Annotated in this window: 16 protein-coding genes and 1 riboswitch; of the genes, 8 read left to right on the top strand and 8 right to left on the bottom strand. The window is 69.3% G+C overall.

Annotated features, from left to right (window positions below; translation table 11 throughout):
• The first annotated feature begins 300 nt into the window (after positions 1-300).
• Genes OGL92_RS13085 through OGL92_RS13075 form a run of 3 tightly spaced genes read left to right on the top strand, consistent with a single transcriptional unit; the run spans position 301 to position 4,054 of the window.
• Entirely contained in the window at positions 301-864 is a 564-nt protein-coding gene (locus OGL92_RS13085) for a (2Fe-2S)-binding protein (protein ID WP_263144081.1), read from the top strand.
• Positions 861-1,859, top strand: coding sequence for a xanthine dehydrogenase family protein subunit M (locus tag OGL92_RS13080; protein WP_263144080.1), 999 nt, complete (start codon positions 861-863; stop codon positions 1,857-1,859). The genes OGL92_RS13085 and OGL92_RS13080 overlap by 4 nt, the downstream gene beginning before the upstream one ends.
• Positions 1,856-4,054 (top strand): xanthine dehydrogenase family protein molybdopterin-binding subunit, encoded by a 2,199-nt coding sequence (locus OGL92_RS13075; protein WP_263144079.1) that lies wholly within the window; start codon positions 1,856-1,858, stop codon positions 4,052-4,054. Before OGL92_RS13080 ends, OGL92_RS13075 begins: the two co-directional genes overlap by 4 nt.
• Positions 4,055-4,381: 327 nt before the next feature.
• Here the strand turns inward: OGL92_RS13075 and OGL92_RS13070 are convergent, their stop codons facing one another.
• Positions 4,382-5,602 carry an MFS transporter gene (locus tag OGL92_RS13070; RefSeq protein WP_263144078.1) on the bottom strand — a complete coding sequence of 407 codons (1,221 nt, stop codon included), beginning with the start codon at positions 5,600-5,602 and terminating at the stop codon, positions 4,382-4,384.
• Between the two features lie 174 nt (positions 5,603-5,776).
• Here OGL92_RS13070 and OGL92_RS13065 point away from each other — a divergent pair, with 174 nt between their 5' ends.
• The gene (locus OGL92_RS13065) at positions 5,777-6,748 is read left to right on the top strand and encodes an XdhC family protein (RefSeq protein ID WP_263144077.1); all 972 of its coding nucleotides are present in this window, start codon (positions 5,777-5,779) and stop codon (positions 6,746-6,748) included.
• A 50-nt stretch (positions 6,749-6,798) separates the two neighbouring features.
• Here the strand turns inward: OGL92_RS13065 and OGL92_RS13060 are convergent, their stop codons facing one another.
• The 5 genes from OGL92_RS13060 to OGL92_RS13040 all read right to left on the bottom strand — a co-directional run bounded on the left by OGL92_RS13060 (position 6,799) and on the right by OGL92_RS13040 (position 12,077).
• On the bottom strand, positions 6,799-7,602 hold the full coding sequence (locus tag OGL92_RS13060; protein WP_263144075.1) for a transglutaminase family protein: 804 nt from the start codon (positions 7,600-7,602) through the stop codon (positions 6,799-6,801).
• 65 nt (positions 7,603-7,667) lie between these two features.
• On the bottom strand, positions 7,668-8,249 hold the full coding sequence (locus tag OGL92_RS13055) for a TMEM165/GDT1 family protein (RefSeq protein ID WP_263144212.1): 582 nt from the start codon (positions 8,247-8,249) through the stop codon (positions 7,668-7,670).
• Between the two features lie 93 nt (positions 8,250-8,342).
• Positions 8,343-8,461: riboswitch (yybP-ykoY riboswitch) on the bottom strand.
• Positions 8,462-8,496: 35 nt separating this feature from the next.
• Positions 8,497-9,963 (bottom strand): amino acid permease, encoded by a 1,467-nt coding sequence (locus OGL92_RS13050; protein WP_263144073.1) that lies wholly within the window; start codon positions 9,961-9,963, stop codon positions 8,497-8,499.
• 85 nt (positions 9,964-10,048) lie between these two features.
• Positions 10,049-11,050 (bottom strand): class I SAM-dependent methyltransferase, encoded by a 1,002-nt coding sequence (locus tag OGL92_RS13045; RefSeq protein WP_263144071.1) that lies wholly within the window; start codon positions 11,048-11,050, stop codon positions 10,049-10,051.
• A 67-nt stretch (positions 11,051-11,117) separates the two neighbouring features.
• Entirely contained in the window at positions 11,118-12,077 is a 960-nt protein-coding gene (locus tag OGL92_RS13040) for a 2-hydroxyacid dehydrogenase (RefSeq protein ID WP_263144070.1), read from the bottom strand.
• Positions 12,078-12,197: 120 nt separating this feature from the next.
• On the opposite strand from OGL92_RS13040, the gene OGL92_RS13035 reads away from it, so the two are divergent.
• Positions 12,198-12,824: a LysE family transporter gene (locus tag OGL92_RS13035; RefSeq protein ID WP_263144069.1), complete on the top strand. Its 627-nt coding sequence runs from the start codon at positions 12,198-12,200 to the stop codon at positions 12,822-12,824.
• Positions 12,825-12,852: 28 nt separating this feature from the next.
• Here the strand turns inward: OGL92_RS13035 and OGL92_RS13030 are convergent, their stop codons facing one another.
• Positions 12,853-13,626: a helix-turn-helix transcriptional regulator gene (locus OGL92_RS13030; protein ID WP_263144068.1), complete on the bottom strand. Its 774-nt coding sequence runs from the start codon at positions 13,624-13,626 to the stop codon at positions 12,853-12,855.
• Positions 13,627-13,713: 87 nt separating this feature from the next.
• Here OGL92_RS13030 and OGL92_RS13025 point away from each other — a divergent pair, with 87 nt between their 5' ends.
• Positions 13,714-14,898 carry an MFS transporter gene (locus OGL92_RS13025; RefSeq protein WP_263144066.1) on the top strand — a complete coding sequence of 395 codons (1,185 nt, stop codon included), beginning with the start codon at positions 13,714-13,716 and terminating at the stop codon, positions 14,896-14,898.
• On the opposite strand, the gene OGL92_RS13020 is transcribed toward OGL92_RS13025, so the two are convergent.
• Positions 14,871-16,061: a thiolase family protein gene (locus OGL92_RS13020; protein WP_263144065.1), complete on the bottom strand. Its 1,191-nt coding sequence runs from the start codon at positions 16,059-16,061 to the stop codon at positions 14,871-14,873. The genes OGL92_RS13025 and OGL92_RS13020 overlap by 28 nt on opposite strands.
• Before the next feature lie 164 nt (positions 16,062-16,225).
• Here OGL92_RS13020 and OGL92_RS13015 point away from each other — a divergent pair, with 164 nt between their 5' ends.
• Together OGL92_RS13015 and OGL92_RS13010 are read left to right on the top strand one after the other, a co-directional pair.
• Positions 16,226-17,908: a fatty acid--CoA ligase gene (locus OGL92_RS13015; RefSeq protein WP_263144064.1), complete on the top strand. Its 1,683-nt coding sequence runs from the start codon at positions 16,226-16,228 to the stop codon at positions 17,906-17,908.
• A gap of 226 nt (positions 17,909-18,134) precedes the next feature.
• Positions 18,135-20,063: a DUF1302 domain-containing protein gene (locus OGL92_RS13010; RefSeq protein ID WP_263144063.1), complete on the top strand. Its 1,929-nt coding sequence runs from the start codon at positions 18,135-18,137 to the stop codon at positions 20,061-20,063.
• Positions 20,064-20,085 lie beyond the last annotated feature (22 nt).

Genomic DNA, 20,085 nt, shown 5'->3' with positions numbered 1-20,085 from the left:
GCGCGCATCATAGCAGTTCGCCCGGCGCGCGCGCAGTGCCGGCGACGACGCGCCGGGCAGGGCTTTCCCGCAGCGCCCTGGCAAGCGCCACGCGGCCGGCGGGGGACGAGCCGACCGCTCTGGAACGCGGCATACGGCCCGTCCGGCGGGCCTCTTCGCCGCGCGCCTGCCGGCCGTCGCGTGGCTGAACATTTTCTCCGGGCGGGCAGTCGTACCCCATAGACGCAGGTAAACCGAACTGCGCACGCCTATAGCCGACGCGGGTCCGCCCGCCGCTAGCCGATGACCCTGAGGTACCCGATGAGCGCGACCCCCACCGCGGACGGGCAAGCCATTGCCCTCCATACCATCAGCTTGACCCTGAACGGCCAGCCGCAACGCTTGCAGGTAGAGCCCTGGACCACGTTGCTGGACCTGCTGCGCGAACGCCTGAACCTGACCGGCACCAAGAAAGGCTGCGACCACGGCCAATGCGGCGCCTGCACGGTGCTGGTGAACGGCCGGCGCATCAATGCCTGCCTGAGCCTGGCGATCATGCAGGACGGCGCCGAGATCACCACCATCGAAGGGGTGGCCGACGGCGAGGCACTGCACCCCTTGCAGCAGGCCTTCATCGATCGCGACGCCTTCCAGTGCGGCTACTGCACCTCCGGGCAGATCTGCTCGGCGATCGGCATGGCCAACGAGGGCCACGCCCGCAGCCGCGCGGACATCCGCGAGGCGATGAGTGGCAACCTGTGCCGCTGCGGCGCCTACACCAATATCCTCGCCGCCATCGAGGACGCATTGCCCGCCTGCCGCGAGAAGAGCGGCCAGGAGACGGTGGTGCAGTTCCCGGCCTCGCGCCAGGGAGGTGGCCAATGACCCCCTTCGCCTACGCCAAGGCCCGCGACGTGCGGGATGCCCTGGCTCTGCACACCGCCCACCCCGGGGCGCGCTTCATCGCCGGCGGCACCAACCTGCTCGACCTGATGAAGGAAAACCTCACGCGCCCGTCGACCCTGATCGACATCAGCAACCTGCCGCTGACCGACGTCGAGGCGGAAGCCGACGGCGGGCTGCGCATCGGTGCCTTGGTCAGCAATGCCGACCTGGCCTATCACCCGTTGATCGAGCGGCGCTACCCGCTGCTGGCCCAAGCGATCCTCGCCGGCGCTTCGCCGCAGTTGCGCAACATGGCCAGCACCGGCGGCAACCTGCTGCAACGCACCCGTTGCTACTACTTCTACGACGCCGGCGTGCCCTGCAACAAACGCCGTCCCGGCTCCGGCTGCCCGGCCAAGGACGGGCTCAATCGCATCCACGCGATCCTTGGCGCCAGCGACCAGTGCATCGCCGTGCACCCCTCGGACATGTGCGTGGCGCTGGCGGCGCTGGAGGCCAAGGTGCAGGTGGCGGGCAACCGCGGCGAGCGCTGCATCGATTTCGCCGACTTCCACCGACTGCCCGGCGATCGTCCGGACCTGGACAACACCCTGGCCGACGACGAACTGATCACCGCCGTGACGCTGCCGGCGCGGGGTTTCGCCGAGCATTTCGCCTACCTCAAGGTGCGTGACCGCGCCTCCTACGCCTTCGCCCTGGTCTCGGTGGCGGCCGCGCTGGACCTGGATGTCGACGGCCGCATCCTCGAGGCGCGCATCGCCCTCGGCGGGGTGGCCCACAAGCCCTGGCGCGACCCCGAGGCGGAGCGCAGCCTGCGCGGCGCGACCTGTGACGAAGAAGCCTTCGGCCGGGCCGCCGAGGCCTTGCTGCGGGGCGCCCGGGGGCATGCCCACAATCACTTCAAGATCGAGCTGGCTCGGCGCGCGATCGTTCGCGCCCTGAGCCAAGCGGCCGCCGCAGAGGGCAACGTATGAACATGCACGTGGGCAAGCCCCTCAACCGCGTCGACGGTCCGCTGAAGGTGACCGGCCGCGCGCAATACGCCGGGGAATTCAACGTTCCGGGCCTGACCTACGGCGTGGCGGTGAACAGCACCATCGCCAAGGGCCGCGTACTGTCTCTGGACACCGACGCGGCCCTGGCGGTGGAGGGCGTTGTGGCGGTGCTCAGCCACCTGAACCGCCCGCACATGGCGGCTTACGACGAAAGCTACGAGGACATGGACTCCGCCGACGGCGCGCCCTTCCGTCCCCTGTACAACGACCGCGTGCTCTACAGCGGCCAGCCCCTGGCCCTGGTGGTGGCGGAGAGCTTCGAGGCGGCGCGCTATGCCGCCTCCCTGGTGCGCCTGGAATACGAGGAAGCCCACCACCAGACCGATATCCAGCGGGAAACCCCTCACCCGGCTCCGGCCGAACTGCCCGAGCCGCGCGGCGATGCCGACGCCGCCTTCGCCGCCGCGCCGGTCCGGGTCGAGGCGGCCTATTCGTCGCCGGTGGAGCACCACAACCCCATGGAGCCCCACGCCTCCACAGTGATCTATCAACCCGACGGCGGCCTGACCATCTACGACAAGACCCAGAGCGCGCTGAACACTCTGGAGTTCGTCTCGCACATCTTCGGTCTGGCGGACGGCGATGCGCGGGTGTTGTCGCCCTTCGTCGGCGGCGCCTTCGGTTCCGGCCTGCGTCCCCAGTACCAGGTGGTGCTGGCGGTGATGGCGGCGCTGCACCTGAAGCGGTCGGTGCGGGTCACCCTGACCCGTCAGCAGATGTTCACCTTCGGCCACCGGCCGCACACCTTGCAGCGCCTCAAGCTGGGCGCCGAGGCGGATGGCAGCCTGAAGGCGGTGGTCCACGAGGTGCTGGGCGAGACCTCGCGCTTCGAGGACTTCACCGAGCACGTCGCCGAGTGGTCGGGCGCGCTCTACCACTGCGACAACGTTCGCCTCGACTACCAACTGGCCTCGCTCGACCTGTATACGCCGCTGGACATGCGCGCGCCGGGGGCGGTGCTCGGCATCTACGCCCTGGAATGCGCCATGGACGAACTGGCGGTGGCGGCGAAGATCGACCCCGTGCAGTTGCGGGTGAAGAACTTCAGCCCGATCAACCAGAACGAGGGCAAGCCCTATTCCAGCAAGCAACTGCTGGCCTGCTACGAGCAGGGCGCCGAGCGCTTCGGCTGGAGCCGACGCAACCCCGAACCGCGTTCCATGCGCGAAGGCGAGCAACTGATCGGCTGGGGCATGGCCAGCGGTGCCTGGGAGGCCATGCTGATGCCGGCCAGCGCCAAGGCGACCCTGGCCATCGACGGCTCCCTGGTGGTGGCCAGCGCCACCGCGGACATCGGCACCGGCACCTACACGGTGATGACCCAGATCGCCGCCGAGGCCCTGGGCCTGCCGATGGACAAGGTGACCTTCAAGCTCGGCGACACCAGCCTGCCCAAGGCGCCCTTGGAGGGCGGCTCCTTCACCGTGTCGTCGGTGGGCACCGCGGTCAAGCAGGCCTGCGAGGCCCTGGGCGAGAAGCTCCTGGAAACCGCGCAGAAGCTGGAGCATTCGCCCTTCGCCGAGGCCGAGCCGGCCGACGTCGAGTTCGTCGACGGCCAGTTGCGCCTCAAGGCCGATCCGCACACCGCCATGGCCTATGGCGAAATCCTGCGGAAAAGCGGTTCGCCGAGCCTCGACGCCCAGGTGGACGCCAAGCCGGACGCGGAGCGGGACAGGTATTCCACCGGCAGCCATGCCGCGGTGTTCGTCGAGGTCAAGGTGGACGAGGCGCTGGGTACCCTGCAGGTCAGCCGCGTGGTCAGCGCCATCGCCGCCGGCCGGGTGATCAACCCGAAGACCGCGGAGAACCAGATTCTCGGCGGCGTGGTCTGGGGCATCGGCATGGCCTTGCATGAGGAAACGCAACTGGACCATCGGCTCGGACGCTTCATGAACCACAGCCTGGCGGAGTACCACATCCCGGTGCAGGCCGATATCCAGGCCCTCGACGTGATCTTCGTCGAGGAACAGGACCGCATCGTCAACCCGCTGGGCTCCAAGGGGGTCGGGGAGATCGGCATCGTCGGCGTCGCCGCGGCCATCGCCAACGCCGTCTACCACGCCACCGGCAAACGCGTGCGCGACCTGCCCATCACCCTCGACAAGCTGCTGTGAGCGCGCCGGGCGGATGGCCTCCGCCCGGAACAACCCGCTCTCGCCCTGTCCGGCACCAGCCGCGAAAACTCCCCACCCATCGCCCGTCACCGCCCCGTAGGGTGGATAACGCCTTCTTCATCCACCAGGGTGCGATCACGGCCGCCACTCACCGCCTCCATCGCGCCGCCAGCGACGTATTGCGAGCGACCTCGCCTCACTCACGTCCCGCCCACCGACGTAGGGTGGATGACGCCTTCCTCATCCACCCAGGTGCCTAAGGACTACGCGCCATCGGCGACGCACCCGCCTTCACCCTGTCGCGGTCGGCCCCGGCCGTATCGACGCTCAATCCGCCGGCGGCTGGTGCATGTGGTCGCGTTTGGCGAGGGTGGGGAAAAGCTTGATCCACAGGCCGCTGACCACCAGGGTCCCGATGCCGCCGAGGACCACCGCCGGCACGGTGCCGAGCCAAGCGGCGGTGGCGCCGGATTCGAATTCGCCGAGCTGATTGGAGGCGCCGATGAACAGGCCGTTCACCGCGCTGACCCGGCCGCGCATTTCGTCCGGGGTTTCCAACTGCACGAAGGCGCCGCGGATCACCATGCTCACCATGTCCGCCGCGCCGAGCACCACCAGCACCGCCAGGCTGAACCAGAAGGACGTGGACAGGCCAAAGGCGATGGTGGTGACGCCGAACAGCGCCACCGAGGCGAGCATCACCGGGCCGACCTTGCGTTCGATGGGGAAGCGCGCCAGCCAGAACGACATCAGCAGCGCCCCCACCGCCGGCGCCGAGCGCAGCAGCCCGAGGCCCCAGGGGCCGGTGAGCAGGATGTCCTTGGCGAACACCGGCAGCAGGGCGGTGGCGCCGCCGAGCAACACGGCGAACATGTCCAGCGAAATGGCGCCGAACACGTCGCGCCGGCTGCGGATGAAGTGAATGCCGGCGAGCAGCGATTGCCAGGAGGCGCGATTCTGTTTCAGCGGTTCCGCCCGTGCCGGCAGGCTCAGGCTGAGGGCGCAGGCCACGACGTAGAGCAGCGCGGTCGGCGCGTACACCCAGAGTTCGCCGAGGGCGAACAGCAGGCCGCCGAAGGCCGGCGCGGCGATGGTCGCCGCCTGCATCGCCGAAGCCGAGGCCGCCACCGCGCGGGGGAACAGCGCGGCCGGCACGATGTTCGGCAGCAGCGCCTGGGTGCTCGGCATCTCGAAGGCCCGCGCGCTGCCGAGCAGGAAGGCCATGGCGAAGATCAGTTCGCGGGTCACGCCGTTCAAGGCGCTGGCCACCACCAGGATCAGCGCCACCGAGGCCTGGGCGATCTGGCACAGCGCGGCGACCCGGCGCCGGTCGTAGCGGTCGGCGACGTGGCCGGTGTGCAGCATGAACAGGACCCGCGGGAGGAATTCCACCAGGCCCACCAGGCCCAGGTCGAAGACGTCGCCGGTCAACTGGTAGATATGCCAGCCGATGGCCACGGTCATGATCTGGAAGGCGCTGGCGGTGCACACGCGGGCCAGCCAGAACGCCAGGAACGGCTTGTGCCGGCGCAACAGGAGTGGGGTCATGGGGCGATACTTAGGTAGCTAACGGGCGCGCCAGCCTAGCACGGCGTGGCGCGGCGCCGAATGCCTTTCGCGCCCTCCCGCGGTTCGCGGGCGCCGGAAGGTCACGCTGAAAAGTCGACCTTGCGACGACGGCCGTGGTCCAAAACCGGGTCGAACGCACAACCGGACCCCGCCATGCACCATCTCGATCTGCAAGTCATCCAGCGCGCCCGCGCCTGGACAGGCGACGGCCACCGCGTCTGGCTATGTACCGTGCTGTCCACCTTCGGCTCGGCGCCGCGCGCGCCCGGCTCGCTGCTGGCGGCCAACGACGAAGGCGACTGGATAGGTTCGCTGTCCGGCGGCTGCGTCGAAGAGGATTTCCTCGAGCGGCTGGGCGAGGGCGCCTTCGCCGAGCCGGTCGCCCTGGTGCGCTATGGCGAGGGCAGCGACCCGCGCGCGCGGGTGCGCCTGCCCTGCGGCGGCGTGCTGGAAGTGCTGGTGGAGAACCTCGCCGCGAATGACGCGGCCCGGGCCCATCTCGCCGAACTGGAGAGCGCACTCGCCGGGCAGCGACGGCTGGTCCGCGAAATCGACCTGCCGGAGGGCGGGCGCCGCCTGCGCGCCGATTCCGGCCAGGGGCCGCGGGTCGAGCGCGACCCCCGGCAGGTGCGGATCCGCATCGGTGCCGCCCAGCGCCTGTTGCTCGCCGGCTATTCCAGCGTGGCCGAAGTGTGCGCCCGCTATGCCTTGCCCCTGGGTTTCGAAGTGCTGCTCTGCGACCCGCGGGAAGAGGTGCTGCGCGGCGTCGACCTGCCCGGCGTGGAGATTCGCCGCGAATTGCCCTCGGCGGTGATCGCCGCCGGCGCCTGTCATGCCGACACGGCGGTGGTGGCGCTGACCCACGATCCGCGCATCGACGACCTGGCGATGATCGAGGCGGTGCGCAGCGAGGCGTTCTACATCGGCGTGATGGGCTCGCGGCAGACCAGCGAAAAACGCCGCGAGCGCCTGCGCCGCTCCGGTGGGCTCAACGAAACCGAGATCGCCCGGATCATCGCGCCCATCGGCCTGGGCCTGGGTAGCAAGACGCCGGCGGAAATCGCCCTGGCGGTGCTCGCCGACATCCTCCGCGTGCGCAACGGCATCGCCCGCGACGCGCTCTGACGCCGGTCACCGAGCCCGCCGATCGCCCTGCTTGGCGGTCGGCGCCTCAGTCAGTGCAGCGCCGGCGCGGTTCCCAGGCGATGCAGGCGCTGGCTCAGTTGCAGGCGCTGGGCCGGATCCTCGCAGAGCAACAGCGCGTGCTCCAGGTCGAAACGCTCCGCCTGCGGGCAATCCAGGTGTCGATAGATGTCTGCCCGCGACAGGTGGTCGAGCAGGTTGGGCTGCCCCAGCTGCACCACCCGTTCGGCGTCTTTCAGCGCTTCCAGGCAGTCGCCCGCGTGCAGGTAGAGGGTGCGCAGGTTGCGCGACAGGCGTTGCAGCATCTGCGTGGCGCCGACCGGTTGCAGGTGGCTGACGTGCAACTGCGCCTGCGGGCCGAGCTGGCGCAGCAGCAGTTCGCGGCAGTCGCCGGTGTACAGGCGGCGGCCGCCGCAGGGGTCGAGCAGGTGGTCGGCGCCGGGTACGCGCAGCAGGAAATACCCGGGAAAACCCACTCCGGCCAGGGGAATGTCCAGGCGCCGGGCCACTTCCAGGGCGATCAGCGCCAGCGACAGGGGTTGCCCGCGCCGCCGTGCCAGCACCTGGTGCAGCAGCGCCGCGCGCGGGCGCAGGGGCAGGTCGTCGTCCTCGCGGAAGTCCAGGTCGCTGAGGCGGCGCAACAGCGGTTGCGCCAGTTCGGCGGGCGGCTTCTCCGGCAGGCCGGCGAGCACCTGCTGGCTGAGCCCGGCGATGTCGCGCAGGGCTTGCGCCGGCTGCAGCCGCGGGTCGTGCTCGGCGGCGACCCACAACGCGGCCTCGAAGGGGGCCGCGGGCGAGAGGGCGAGGCGGTCGAGACAGGCTTGGCGCGGGTTCATCGGCTTCTCCGGAGGTTCAGGCTGTTTTAGCCGGCCCTCCGGTCCGCGTCCAGTCCCGCGCGCGGTCAGAGCATGCCGCCGACCTTCAGGGCTTCGTAGGCGGCGTAGAGCGCCAGGGCGCCGAAGGCCAGGGCGGCCAGGCGGCGGATCAGCGTCAATGGCAGGCGTTCGGCGGCGAAGTTGCCGGCCAGCACCACCGGCACATTGGCCAGCAGCATGCCCAGGGTGGTGCCCAGCACCACCAGCAGGAAGTGCGGGTACTGCGCGGCGAGCATCACCGTGGCGACCTGGGTCTTGTCGCCCATTTCGGCGAGGAAGAACGCGATCAGGGTAGTCAGGAAAGGGCCGAAACGCTTGAAGCGGGCGCTTTCGTCGTCGTCCAGCTTGTCGGGGATCAGGGTCCATAGCGCCACTGCGGCGAAGCAGGCGGCGAGGATCCAGCGCAGGGTCATCGGCGAGAAGAACCCCGCGACCCAGTTGCCGACGGCGCCGGCGGCCAGGTGGTTGGCGAGGGTGGCCGCGACGATGCCGAGGATGATCGGCAGCGGTTTGCGAAAGCGCGCGGCGAGCAGCAGGGCGAGCAGTTGCGTCTTGTCGCCGATTTCGGCGAGGGCGACGATCAGGGTGGGGACCAGCAGGGATTCCAACATCAGACTTCCGGAGGGGCGGGTCGACTAATCACCATGACACGTACGACTTGCCCGCCCCGGGTCAGGTCATGCGTGTCATAGGTCTTGTCAAACCCTGGGTCTGTCTGCGCAGACCTCGGGTCGCATGCGCCATGGTCGGTGGACCAAGTATGTTGACGCATGCCTGGCGAGCGGGCGCTCGCGGGAGACTACTCCCCTAGGACGGGCGCATTCTGCCCAAGCGGGGCAGCCCCGACAAGCCTTTTCAGTCGTCGGTGCCGCGCACGTCCATCTCCTGGTAGCGCACCAGGCGGCTGCCGTGCTTGAGCCGGTAGCCCAGCCAGATCAGCAGGAACAGCGGCAGGCTGACGTAGGTGGCGGTCAGGCCGAGCCAGTCGATGCGCTCGCCGATGAAGGCCTCGTAGTTCTGCCCGAGGCTGATGAACAGGCACAGGGCGAAGGCGAACAGCGGGCCGAGGGGGAACAGCTTGGCCCGGTAGGGCAGGTCCTCGAGGCGCCGGCCCTGGGCGAGGTAGCCCTTGCGGAAGCGATAGTGCGACACCGCGATACCGAGCCAGGCGATGAAGCCGCACATGCCGGAGGTGTTGAGCAGCCAGGTGTAGACCACCTGGTTGCTGAAGGCCGAGGTGAGGAAGCACAGCGCGCCGACCAAGGTGGTGGCGTAGAGCGCGTTGCGCGGCACGCCGCTGCGCGCCAGGCGGGCGAAGATGCGCGGCGCCTTGCCGTCCCTGGCCAGGTTGTAGAGCATCCGCGTCGAGGCATACATCCCGGAGTTGCCGGCGGAGAGCACGGCGGTGAGGATCACCGCGTTCATCACCCCGGCCGCGGCGGCCAGGCCGGCGCGTTCGAACAGCAGGGTGAAGGGCGACACGCTGATGTCGCTGGCGTCGTTCTTCAGCAGGCTCGGGTCGGTGTAGGGGATCAGCATGCCGATCACCAGGATGGCGAGGATGTAGAACATCAGGATGCGCCAGAACACCTGGCGGATCGCCACCGGGATGTTCTTCTTCGGGTTTTCCGATTCGCCGGCGGCGATGCCGATCAGCTCGGTGCCCTGGAACGAATAGCCGGCGATCATCATCACCCCGACCATTGCTTGCAGACCACCGACGAAGGGCGCCTCGCCCTGGGTGAAGACGCTCAGGCCGGGGGACTCGATGCCGCTCATGATGCCGAACAGGGTGGCCAGGCCGATGCCGATGAACACCAGCACCGCCGCCACCTTGATCAGCGCGAACCAGAACTCGCTCTCGCCGAAGCCGCGCACCGAGAACACGTTGAGCAGGAAGATGATCGCGAGGAAGCCGGCGCTCCACAGGTAGCCGGGCACGTCGGGCAGCCAGAAGCTCATGATCAACTGCGCCGCCACCAGCTCCGAGGCGATGGTGATCGCCCAGTTGTACCAGTAGTTCCAACCCAGGGCGAAGCCGAAGCCGTCCTCGACGAAGCGGCTGCCGTAGGTGGCGAAGGACCCGGACACCGGCAGGTAGGCGGCCATCTCGCCCAGGCTGGTCATCAGGAAGTAGACCATCACGCCGATCAGCAGGTAGGCCAGCAGCGCGCCGCCGGGCCCGGCGGTGGCGACGGTGGCGCCGGAGGCGACGAACAGGCCGGTGCCGATCGAGCCGCCGATGGCGATCATGTTCAGGTGGCGCGGCTTGAGCGCGCGTTTCAGCCCTTCGGGGCGGGGGGCGGCGATGGGGTCGGTCAAGGGGCGGAACTCCGGGAAGCCCCGGCGAGGGGCTGCGAGGCGGCGCGTCCGGGAGGAGGCGTCGCGGCGTTGAAAGGGTGAAGGTTCAGCGGCGGCTCGCCCGGTAGACGCGGAAGCCGTCGGTGGCGGCCAGGGTCCGGCAAGCGCCGAGGTGTTCCTCGATCAGGGGCGGATACTTGAGAAAGGCATTGGCGACCATGCGCAGCTCGCCCTTCGCCAGCAGGTGGCGGCGGGCGTCGCGCAGCATGGCCTCGGTGGCTTGGTAGTCGGTGTGTACGCCCTGGTGGAACGGCGGGTTGCTGACGATCGCCGCCAGTTCGCCAGGGACCGCTTGCAGGCTGTCGGCGGCGATCACCTCGGCGTCGAGGCCGTTGGCCGCGAGGGTCAGGCGGCTGCTCTCGACGGCGAAGGCGTCCACGTCGAGCAGGTGCACCGGGCTGTCCGGGTAATGCCGTTTCAGCCAGGCGCCGAGCACCCCGGCGCCACAGCCGAAGTCCAGCAACGGGCCGCGCGGCAGGCCGTCGAGGTGCTGCAACAGCAGGGCGCTGCCCTTGTCCAGGCGGCCGTGGCTGAACACCCCGGGCAGGCTCACCACCTGCAGGGCGCCGTCGACCAGGTCGAGGCTGAAGCGTTCGGCCCAGGCCTGCGGGTCCGGTGTTTTCGGCGCCCTTTCCACCTGCGCTTCCCACAGCTGGCAATGCCGCGCGCTGTCCAGCTTGCGCGGCGCGCCGAAGGCGGCCAGCTGCTTGCCGGCGCGTTCGATGCCGGCGCGTTTCTCGCCCACCAGGAACACCTCGCCAGCGGGGCCGACCCGCGCGGCGAGGGCGGTCAGCAGGTAATCGGTGAGCTCGCGGGATTTCGGCAGGAAGAGCACGGCGACCCGGCACTCCAGCGCCGGCGCGCGGATGCCGAAGTGGCAGCGCTCGGGAAAACGCTGCTCCAGGCTGGCCTGGTCGCCGGCCTGCCAGCTCCAGCCGAGGGCGTCCGGCAGATGGCCGAGCAGGTCGTCGGCCGGCAACCCGGCCAGCAGCACCGGGCCTCGAAAGCGTTGCGCCTGGCGGAGCAGGACTTCACTGCGGGGATCCATGCGGGTCCTCCTGAAAAATCGGCGATTCTACCAGAGCGGCGCCGGGACACCGGTTTCCTTCGCGCCTTCAGCCGGCGACCACCCGCCGCGGGGCGCCGGCGAAGTACGCCGTGGCGTTCTCCGCCAGTTGGCCGACGATCCGCTGGCGCGCCTCGCGGCTGCCCCAGGCGCTGTGGGGGGTCACCAGCAGGCGTGGGATGTCCGCCGCCAGCAGCGGGTTGCCGCGGGTCGGCGGTTCCTCGCTGAGCACGTCGGTCGCCGCGCCGCCGAGGTGGCCGCGGCGCAGCGCATCGGCCAGGGCCTGTTCGTCCACCAGGCCGCCGCGCGCGGCATTGATCAGGAAGGCGCCGGGCTTCATCTGTGCCAGGCGGCGGGCGTCGATCAGGTTGCGGGTCTGTTCGGTGAGCGGGCAATGCAGGGTCAGCGCATCCACCTGGGGCAGCAGTTCGTCCAGGGGCAGGCGGCCCTCGCGCGGCGGGCGCCCAGGCAGCTGGCCGAGCAGCACGCGCATGCCGAAGGCTTCCGCCAGGCGCGCCACCGCGCTGCCCAGCTCGCCGTGGCCGAGCAGGCCGAGGACCTTGCCGTCCAGCTCGACGATGGGGTAGTCGAGCAGGCAGAACTGGCTGGCGCGCTGCCAGCGGCCCTGACGTACCGCCTGCTGGTAGTCGTCCAGGCGGGTAGCCAGAGCCAGCAGCAGCGCCAGGGTGTGCTGCGCCACCGAGGCGGTGCCATAGCCCTGGCAATTGCAGACGGTCACGCCCCGGGCGGCCGCCGCGGCGAGGTCGACGTTGTTGGTGCCGGTGGCCGATACCAGCACCAGCTTCAGCTCGGGGCAGGCGGCGAGGGTCGCGGCGTCGAGGCGCACCTTGTTGACGATCGCCACCTGCGCGCCGCGCAGGCGCTCGCCGACCTGGCCGGGCTCGCTGGCGGCGTGTACCTGCAATTCGTCGAAGGCCTGGCGCAAGGGCGTCAGGTCGAGGTCGCCGAGGTCGAGGGAACTGAGGTCGAGAAACACGGCGCGGGTCATCGGGTTACCTTCTGTGGCGGGGAGCGGTGATCCGCCAAGGGTGCCAGTCGGGCGCGGCCCTGGACAAGTCCGCCGGGTCCTGCTCAGCTTGCGGGCCCGACCATCCCCTGTGGAGCCGCCATGTACTGGACCGAATTCCTCACCGTCGCCCTGATCCATCTGCTCGCCGTGGCCAGTCCCGGCCCGGACTTCGCCATCGTGGTCCGCGAGAGCGTGACCCATGGCCGCCGCGCCGGCACCTGGTCGGCCCTCGGCGTGGGCTGCGGGATCTTCGTCCACGTCACCTATTCGCTGCTCGGCATCGGCCTGATCGTGTCGCAGTCGATCAGCCTGTTCAACGCGCTGAAATGGCTGGCCGCCGCCTACCTGCTGTACATCGGGATCAAGGCGCTGCGCGCCCGCCCGGCACCGCCGGCGAGCCTCGACAGCGAGCCGGCGCCACCGCGCAGCGCCCGCGGCGCCTTCGTGTCCGGGTTCGTCACCAATGGCCTGAACCCCAAGGCCACGCTGTTTTTCCTGTCGTTGTTCACCGTGGTCATCGACCCGCACACGCCACTGGCAATCCAGGCCGGCTACGGGCTCTACCTGGCGGTGGCCACCGGGCTGTGGTTCTGTCTGGTGGCGCGGCTGTTCAGCCAGGCGCGGGTGCGGGCCGGCTTCGCCCGCCTGGGGCACTGGTTCGATCGGCTGATGGGCGTGGTGCTGGTCGGGCTGGGCATCAAGCTGGCGTTCACCAGCCTGCGCTGAGCCCTCGCGCTTCCTGGGTCGGGCCCGGCTAAGGGCGGACCTCGGCGAGACGGCCGAGGCGCGCCAGGTAGTCGCGGGGGTTCTCCCCCAGCAGCCGGTGGAACATGGCGCTGAAGGCGCGGGCGCTGCCGTAGCCGAGGTCCTGGGCGACGCGCTGGACGCTGTCGCCGGCGAGCAGGCGCGGCAGCGCCTCGGTGAGGCGCAACTGTTGGCGCCATTCGCTGAACCCCATGCCCAGCTCCTGGGCGAACAGGCGCGCGAGGGTGCGCGAACTGGCCCCCACCCGCTGGCCCCAGTCCTCCAGGGTGTAGGGGTGCTCGGGGCTTTCCAGCAAGGCCCGGCAGATGCTTTGCAGGCGCCGGTCGACGGGCATCGGCAGGTGCAGCGGCATGCGTTCGAGGGCGGCGATCTCATGCAGGGTCAGCGCCTGTACCAGGGCAGACACGGCGTCCTCGCCGGGGCGCTGCTCCAGGTGGATCGCCCGCAGGATCAGCTCGCGCAGCAGCGGCGTCACCGACAGCACGCAGCAGGTCTCCAGGCCCGCCGGGGCCGACGCGAGGTACAGGGTGCGCATCTGCACCGCGCCGGACATGAAGATCTCGTGTTCCACCCGCGGCGGTATCCACACCGCGCGGGTCGGCGGGATCACCCAGGCGCCCTTGGCACTGACCAGGCGCATCAGGCCTCGCGCCGCGTACAGCAGTTGCGCGGTGGCGTGGCGGTGGGACGGTACGTGGGCGCCGTCGGGGTAGTCGCGGGCGAGGGCGACGAAGGTGGCGCCCGGGGTGGGTTGAAAGAGCATGGCGGATTCGCTGACTTTTCTGTCAGATAGGCGATTGGCTGCCAACCTAGCATGGCCTGGCACCCCATCGCCAGAGTGGCCCTCGCCATGAATCGACCTCGTACCGTGATCCGTTTCGTCAACGCCGCCCATGTGCTCGACCACATGTTCATGCTGATTTTCCCCGCCGCCGTGCTGGGCATGACCGCCACCTTCGGGCTCGGCTACGCCGAGCTGATCGGGCTGTCCCTGGGCGGTTTCATCGCCTTCGGCGCCTGCTCGCTGCCCGCCGGCTGGCTGGGCGATCGCTGGAGTCGCCGGCAGATGCTGCTGCTGTTCTTCCTCGGCCTGGGCGCGTCGGCGATCCTCACCGGGTTGAGCGATTCGGTGCCGGTACTGGTTGGCGGGCTGACCCTGATCGGCGTCTTCGCCGCGATCTACCACCCGGTGGGCACCGCCATGCTGGTCGCCCACGCGGAAAACCGCGGGCACGCGATCGGCGTCAACGGCATGTGGGGCAACCTCGGCGTCGCCTTCGCCGCCCTGCTGACCGGCTTCCTCACCGCCCATTTCGGCTGGCGCGCGGCCTTCATCCTGCCGGGCGCGGTGTCGCTGGCGCTGGGCCTGTGGTTCGCCCTGTGCGTGAAGGACGAAGCCTCGCCGGCGGCGTCGGCCGCGCCCTTGCGCGGGCAGGAAGCCGGGCAGGTGTCCAGGCGCCGGGTGTTCGGCATCCTCGCGCTGGTCACCGCCACCAGCGGGCTGGTGTTCAACGCCACCACGGTGACCTATCCCAAGCTGTTCCAGGAGCGCCTGCACGATCTGCTCGGCTCGCCGGAAACCCTCGGCCTGGTGGTCAGCCTGGCCTATGCCTTCGGCGCGGTGGCGCAACTGCTGGTCGGGCGCCTGCTGGACCGTTTCAGCCTGAAGCTGCCGTTCGTGGCGTTGACCCTGTGCCAGGCGCCGCTGCTGGTCGGCCTGGCCTATGCCGAAGGGGCGAGCGTGATCCCGCTGGGCGCGGCCTTCATGTTCGCGGTGTTCGGCCAGGTGACGGTGAACGATTCGATGGTCGCGCATTTCGTCGCGCCGCAATGGCAGTCGCGGGTCTTCGCCTTGCGCTATTTCCTGTCCTTCGGCGCCAGCGCCGTGGCGATCCCGCTGATCGCCTTCATGGAACCGCGCCAGGGACTGATCGGGCTCTATCTGTTGCTCTCGGGTTTCGGCCTGGCGACCTTCCTCGCCGCGCTGGTCTTCCCGCACACCCCGGCCTACTCGGCCCAGCGCAGCGCGGCCTGATCCGGGATCAGTTCCACCGCCAGGGCGGTCGCCTCGCCGCCCCCCAGGCACAGGGTCGCCATGCCGCGCCGGCCGCCGGTGTTGCGCAGGGCGTTGATCAGGGTGAGGACGATCCGCGCGCCGGTGGAGCCGACCGGATGGCCCTGGGCGCAGGCGCCGCCGTAGATGTTCACCCGCGCCGGATCGAGGCCGTACTCGGCGATCGCCAGCAGGGTGACCAGGGCGAAGGTTTCGTTGATCTCGTACAGGTCGACGCTGTCCGGGCGCCAGCCGGTCTTGCGGAACAGGTTGCGCAGCGCGCCGAGGGGCGCCAGGGCGAAGTCCGCCGGGTCCTGGCTGTGGCTGGCGTGGGCGACGATCCGCGCCAGCGGCCGCACGCCGTGCCGGGCGGCTTCCGCGGCGGTGGTCAGCAGCAGCGCGCTGGCGCCGTCGGCGATCGAGCTGGCGCTGGCGGCGGTGATGCTGCCGCCCTCGGCGAACGCCGGCTTCAGGCTGTGGATGCGCTCGGCGCGGGCGCCTAGCGGCTGTTCGTCCTGGCTCACCAGCACCTCACCCTTTCGGGTGGCGACCCGCAGCGGGACGATTTCCGCGTCGAGAGCGCCCGCCTGGATCGCGGCCCGCGCGCGGCGCAGCGACTCCAGGGTGAAGGCGTCCATGGCGGCGCGGTCGACGCCGCAGGCGTCGGCGGTGGCCTGGGCGAAGACCCCGACCACCTGGCCGCTGCCGGGATCTTCCAGGGCGTCGACGAACAGGTGCGGGCGCGGCTCGCCGGCCTTCGCCCCCTTGTGCAGCAGGTAGGGGGCGTTGGACATGCTCTCCATGCCACCGGCGATCACCATCCGCGCGCTGCCGGCCTTGAGCTGGTCGTGGGCGAGCATCAGGGCCTTCATCCCCGAACCGCAGAGTTTGTTGATCGTGGTGCAGCCCGCGCTGGCCGGCAGGCCCGCGGCGAGCGCCGCCTGGCGGGCCGGGCCCTGCTTGACGCCGGCCGGCAGCACGCAGCCGAGCAGCACTTCGTCGACCTCCGCGGCGGCGATGCCGGCGCGCGCCAGGGTGGCGCGGATGACGCTGGTGCCCAGCTCGACCGCGGAAAGGCCGGCGAGCGCGCCCTTGTAACTGCCGATGGGGGTGCGGGCACCGCTGATGATCAGGATTTCGCTCATGACAGGTTCCGTGACGGGGTCGGCATCGGCGCGAGGATCTCGCGGCCAAGGCTGCCTGCGGGAGGCCCTCGCGGGCAAATCATTCTTTTGACTGATTGATGCGCCGACGCCCCGTTCTAGAGTGCCCCGACTCCATAACAATAATCAGGCGTGCAGGTATTTCCATGTTGCAGACCCGTGTCATCAAGCCGACCGAGGACGCATATCGCTATCCCTTGCTGATCAAGCGGCTGTTGCTGTCCGGCAGCCGCTACGAGAAGACCCGCGAGATCGTCTACCGCGACCGGGTGCGCTACAGCTACGCCACCTTCGACGAGCGCGTCGCGCGCCTGGCCGGCGCCCTCGAGGCGGCCGGGGTGAAGGCCGGCGACACGGTGGCGGTGATGGACTGGGACAGCCATCGTTACTTGGAATGCATGTTCGCCATCCCGATGATCGGCGCGGTGCTGCACACCATCAACATTCGCCTGTCGCCGGAGCAGATCCTCTACACCATGAACCACGCCGAGGATCGCTTCGTGCTGGTCAACCGGGAGTTCGCGGCGCTCTACCAGGGGATCGCCGGGCAGTTGAACGACGTGCGCGGGACCATCCTGCTCAGCGACACCGATGCCGAGGGCGTCGAGTTGCCGGGCCAGCTCGGCGAATACGAGGCGCTGCTGGCGGCCGCCAGCCCCCAGTACGCCTTCCCGGATTTCGACGAAGACTCGGTGGCCACCACCTTCTACACCACCGGCACCACCGGCAACCCCAAGGGCGTCTACTTCACCCACCGGCAACTGGTGCTGCACACCCTGTCCCTGGCCAGCGCCCTGAGCGCCCAGGACAGCACCCGGCTGATGGGCAGCGGCGACGTCTACATGCCGATCACCCCGATGTTCCACGTGCACGCCTGGGGCGTGCCCTATGCGGCGACCATGCTCGGGGTGAAGCAGGTCTACCCGGGGCGCTACGACCCGGAGCTGTTGGTGGACCTCTGGCGCCGCGAGCGGGTGACCTTCTCCCACTGCGTGCCGACCATCCTGCAGATGGTGCTCAACGCTAAGGGCGCCCAGGGCCTGGATTTCAACGGCTGGAAGCTGATCATCGGCGGCAGCGCGCTGACCCGCAGCCTCTACGAGACCGCCCTGGCCCGCGGCATCCAGCTCACCGCGGCCTACGGCATGTCGGAGACCTGCCCGCTGATCTCCGTGGCCCACCTGAACCAGAACCTGCTGGCGGGCAGCGAGGACGAGCGGGTCGCCTACCGGATCAAGGCCGGCGTCCCGGTGCCTTTGGTGGAGGCGGCGATCCTCGACGACGAGGGGCGCTTCCTCCCCGCCGACGGCGAAGCCCAGGGCGAGCTGGTGCTGCGCGCACCCTGGCTGACCCAGGGCTACCTGGGCGAGCCGGAGAAGAGCGCCGAGCTGTGGCGACACGGCTGGCTGCACACCGGCGACGTCGCCACCCTGGATGACATGGGTTTCATCGACATTCGCGACCGCATCAAGGACGTGATCAAGACCGGCGGCGAGTGGCTCTCGTCCCTCGAGCTGGAGGACCTGATCAGCCGGCATCCGGCGGTGCGTGAAGTGGCGGTGGTGGGGGTGCCCGATCCGCAATGGGGGGAGCGACCGTTCGCCCTGCTGGTGGTGCGCGAGGGACAGTCCCTGGACGTGAAAGCGTTGAAAGCGCATCTCAAGCCCTTCGTCGAGCAAGGCCACATCAATAAGTGGGCTATACCTACCCAGATCGCCCTTGTTACTGAAATTCCCAAGACCAGCGTGGGCAAGCTGGACAAGAAACGCATCCGCCTGGAAGTGCCCCGCTGGCAAGGCGAGGAGAGTGGATTCCTCTCCACCCTTTGAGCCAGCGGGGCCCTTCCCGCCGTAGGGCGGAGCCCGACCAAGCAAGCGCTTGGCTTGGTAATTGCTGTGCTCGGGCGGGCACTTTCCGGCACGGGAGAAGGGCAGTCGAACAGACTGCCCGGTCACGCCGGCGCGACGCTGCAAATCACACTTTCGAGGGATCAAGCGTCGATAGCCGCTGGCTATAGTCCGGCAGCCATAACAAAAAACACATGGAGTCTCGTCGATGACCACAAGAAAACCGCTCTGGCGCCTGGCCAAACTGCCAGTGGCCGTCAGCCTCGCGTCCACCCTCGCCGGTCCGGCATCCGCGGTGACGTTCAACATCGGCGAGATCGAGGGGCAGTTCGACTCCTCGCTGTCGGTCGGCGCCAGCTGGGCCACCGAGAAACCCGACCGGAATCTCATCGGGGTCAACAACGGCGGCAAGGGGTTGTCGCAGACCTCCGACGACGGCCACCTGAACTTCAAGCGTGGCGAGACCTTCTCGAAGATCTTCAAGGGCATCCACGACCTGGAGCTGAAGTACGGCGACACCGGTGTGTTCGTCCGCGGCAAGTACTGGTACGACTTCGAGCTGAAGGACGAGAACCGGCCGTTCAAGGACATCGACGACCACAACCGCAAGGAGGGCGCCAAGTCCTCCGGCGCGCAGATCCTCGACGCCTTCATCTACCACAACTACAACATCGCCGACCTGCCGGGTTCCGTGCGGGTGGGCAAGCAGGTGGTGAGCTGGGGCGAGAGCACCTTCATCCAGAACGGCATCAACTCGGTCAACCCGGTGGACGTTTCCGCCTTCCGCCGTCCCGGCGCGGAGGTCAAGGAAGGCCTGATCCCGGTCAACATGTTCTACGTGTCGCAGAGCCTCACCGACAACCTCTCCGCCGAAGCCTTCTACCAACTGGAGTGGGACCAGACGGTGGTCGACAACTGCGGCACCTTCTTCTCCCAGGCCGACGTGGTGGCCGACGGCTGCGACATGAACCTCGCGGTGCTGAGCAACGACCCGTCCTCCATCGCCCTGATCAACGGCATCCTCGGCCCGTCCGGCCTCGGCGTGACCCCTTCGCCCTGGAACGAGGGCCTGGTGGTACGCCGCGGGCCCGACCGCGACGCCCGCGACAGCGGCCAGTTCGGCTTCGCCCTGCGCTACTTCGCCGAAGAGCTGAACACCGAGTTCGGCGGCTACTTCATGAACTACCACAGCCGCTTGCCGATCTTCAGCGGCCAGGGCGCCTCGGTGGCCGCCGCCAACACCATCAACCGGGTGTCCACCGCCGCCGCCGGGCTGGTCGGGCCGGCCACCGCGGCCCGCCTGGCCGCCGCCGCCATGGCCGGCAACTCCAGCTACTTCGTCGAGTATCCGGAGGATATCCGCCTGTACGGCCTGAGCTTCTCCACCACGCTGCCGGAAGGCACCGCCTGGAGCGGCGAGATCAGCTACCGGCCGAACGCGCCGGTGCAACTGAACACCACGGACATCCTCTACGCCGGCCTCAACCCGATCAGCATCGGCGGCACCAGCCCATACTCCAACGCCTCGGTGCTCGAAGGCCTGGCCGGCGAGGACCTGCACGGTTACCGGCGCAAGGAAATCACCCAGTTGCAGACCACCTTCACCCACTTCTTCGACCAGGTGATGGGCGCCGAGCGGCTGACCCTGGTGGGCGAGGTGGGCTGGACCCACGTCGGCGGCCTGGAAAGCAACTCCGATGCGCGCTATGGCCGCGACCCGGTATTCGGCCCCGGCCCGCTGGCCGGCAGCCTGTCCGGCATGCGCACCTGCGAGGCGCTCAACGCCAGCACCCTGGGCGCCACCAACGTGCCCAACGTCAGCCGCAGCTGCGAGAAGGACGGCTTCACCACCGCCGACTCCTGGGGCTACCGCGTGCGCGCGATCTGGGACTACAACGACGTCTTCGCCGGGGTCAACCTGAAGCCCAACGTGGCCTGGTCCCACGACGTCGACGGCTATTCGCCGGGCCCGGGCGCCAACTTCGAGGAAGGCCGCAAGGCGGTCAGCCTCGGGGTCGATGCCGAGTACCAGAACACCTACACCGCCAGCCTGTCGTACACCAACTTCTTCGACGGCAAGTACAGCACGGTGGAGGACCGCGACTTCGTCGCCCTCAGTTTCGGAGTGAACTTCTAACCAGCAGTGCCGCTGACCGGCC

This window comes from Pseudomonas sp. RIT-PI-AD (assembly GCF_025642785.1).
GTDB lineage: Bacteria > Pseudomonadota > Gammaproteobacteria > Pseudomonadales > Pseudomonadaceae > Pseudomonas_T.
The sequence above is the reverse complement of the archived record's forward strand: the minus strand, read 5'-3'. Positions and strand labels throughout refer to the sequence as shown.

What these genes read in the sequence shown, in the direction of transcription:
- OGL92_RS13080 (WP_263144080.1), top strand. Translation starts at nt 861, where the DNA reads ATGACCCCCTTCGCCTACGCCAAGGCCCGCGACGTGCGGGATGCCCTG.
- OGL92_RS13035 (WP_263144069.1), top strand. Translation starts at nt 12,198, where the DNA reads ATGTACTGGACCGAATTCCTCACCGTCGCCCTGATCCATCTGCTCGCC.
- OGL92_RS13040 (WP_263144070.1), bottom strand. Translation starts at nt 12,077, where the DNA reads ATGACCCGCGCCGTGTTTCTCGACCTCAGTTCCCTCGACCTCGGCGAC.
- OGL92_RS13025 (WP_263144066.1), top strand. Translation starts at nt 13,714, where the DNA reads ATGAATCGACCTCGTACCGTGATCCGTTTCGTCAACGCCGCCCATGTG.
- OGL92_RS13070 (WP_263144078.1), bottom strand. Translation starts at nt 5,602, where the DNA reads ATGACCCCACTCCTGTTGCGCCGGCACAAGCCGTTCCTGGCGTTCTGG.
- OGL92_RS13010 (WP_263144063.1), top strand. Translation starts at nt 18,135, where the DNA reads ATGACCACAAGAAAACCGCTCTGGCGCCTGGCCAAACTGCCAGTGGCC.
- OGL92_RS13085 (WP_263144081.1), top strand. Translation starts at nt 301, where the DNA reads ATGAGCGCGACCCCCACCGCGGACGGGCAAGCCATTGCCCTCCATACC.
- OGL92_RS13060 (WP_263144075.1), bottom strand. Translation starts at nt 7,602, where the DNA reads ATGAACCCGCGCCAAGCCTGTCTCGACCGCCTCGCCCTCTCGCCCGCG.
- OGL92_RS13015 (WP_263144064.1), top strand. Translation starts at nt 16,226, where the DNA reads ATGTTGCAGACCCGTGTCATCAAGCCGACCGAGGACGCATATCGCTAT.
- OGL92_RS13030 (WP_263144068.1), bottom strand. Translation starts at nt 13,626, where the DNA reads ATGCTCTTTCAACCCACCCCGGGCGCCACCTTCGTCGCCCTCGCCCGC.
- OGL92_RS13020 (WP_263144065.1), bottom strand. Translation starts at nt 16,061, where the DNA reads ATGAGCGAAATCCTGATCATCAGCGGTGCCCGCACCCCCATCGGCAGT.
- OGL92_RS13045 (WP_263144071.1), bottom strand. Translation starts at nt 11,050, where the DNA reads ATGGATCCCCGCAGTGAAGTCCTGCTCCGCCAGGCGCAACGCTTTCGA.
- OGL92_RS13075 (WP_263144079.1), top strand. Translation starts at nt 1,856, where the DNA reads ATGAACATGCACGTGGGCAAGCCCCTCAACCGCGTCGACGGTCCGCTG.
- OGL92_RS13065 (WP_263144077.1), top strand. Translation starts at nt 5,777, where the DNA reads ATGCACCATCTCGATCTGCAAGTCATCCAGCGCGCCCGCGCCTGGACA.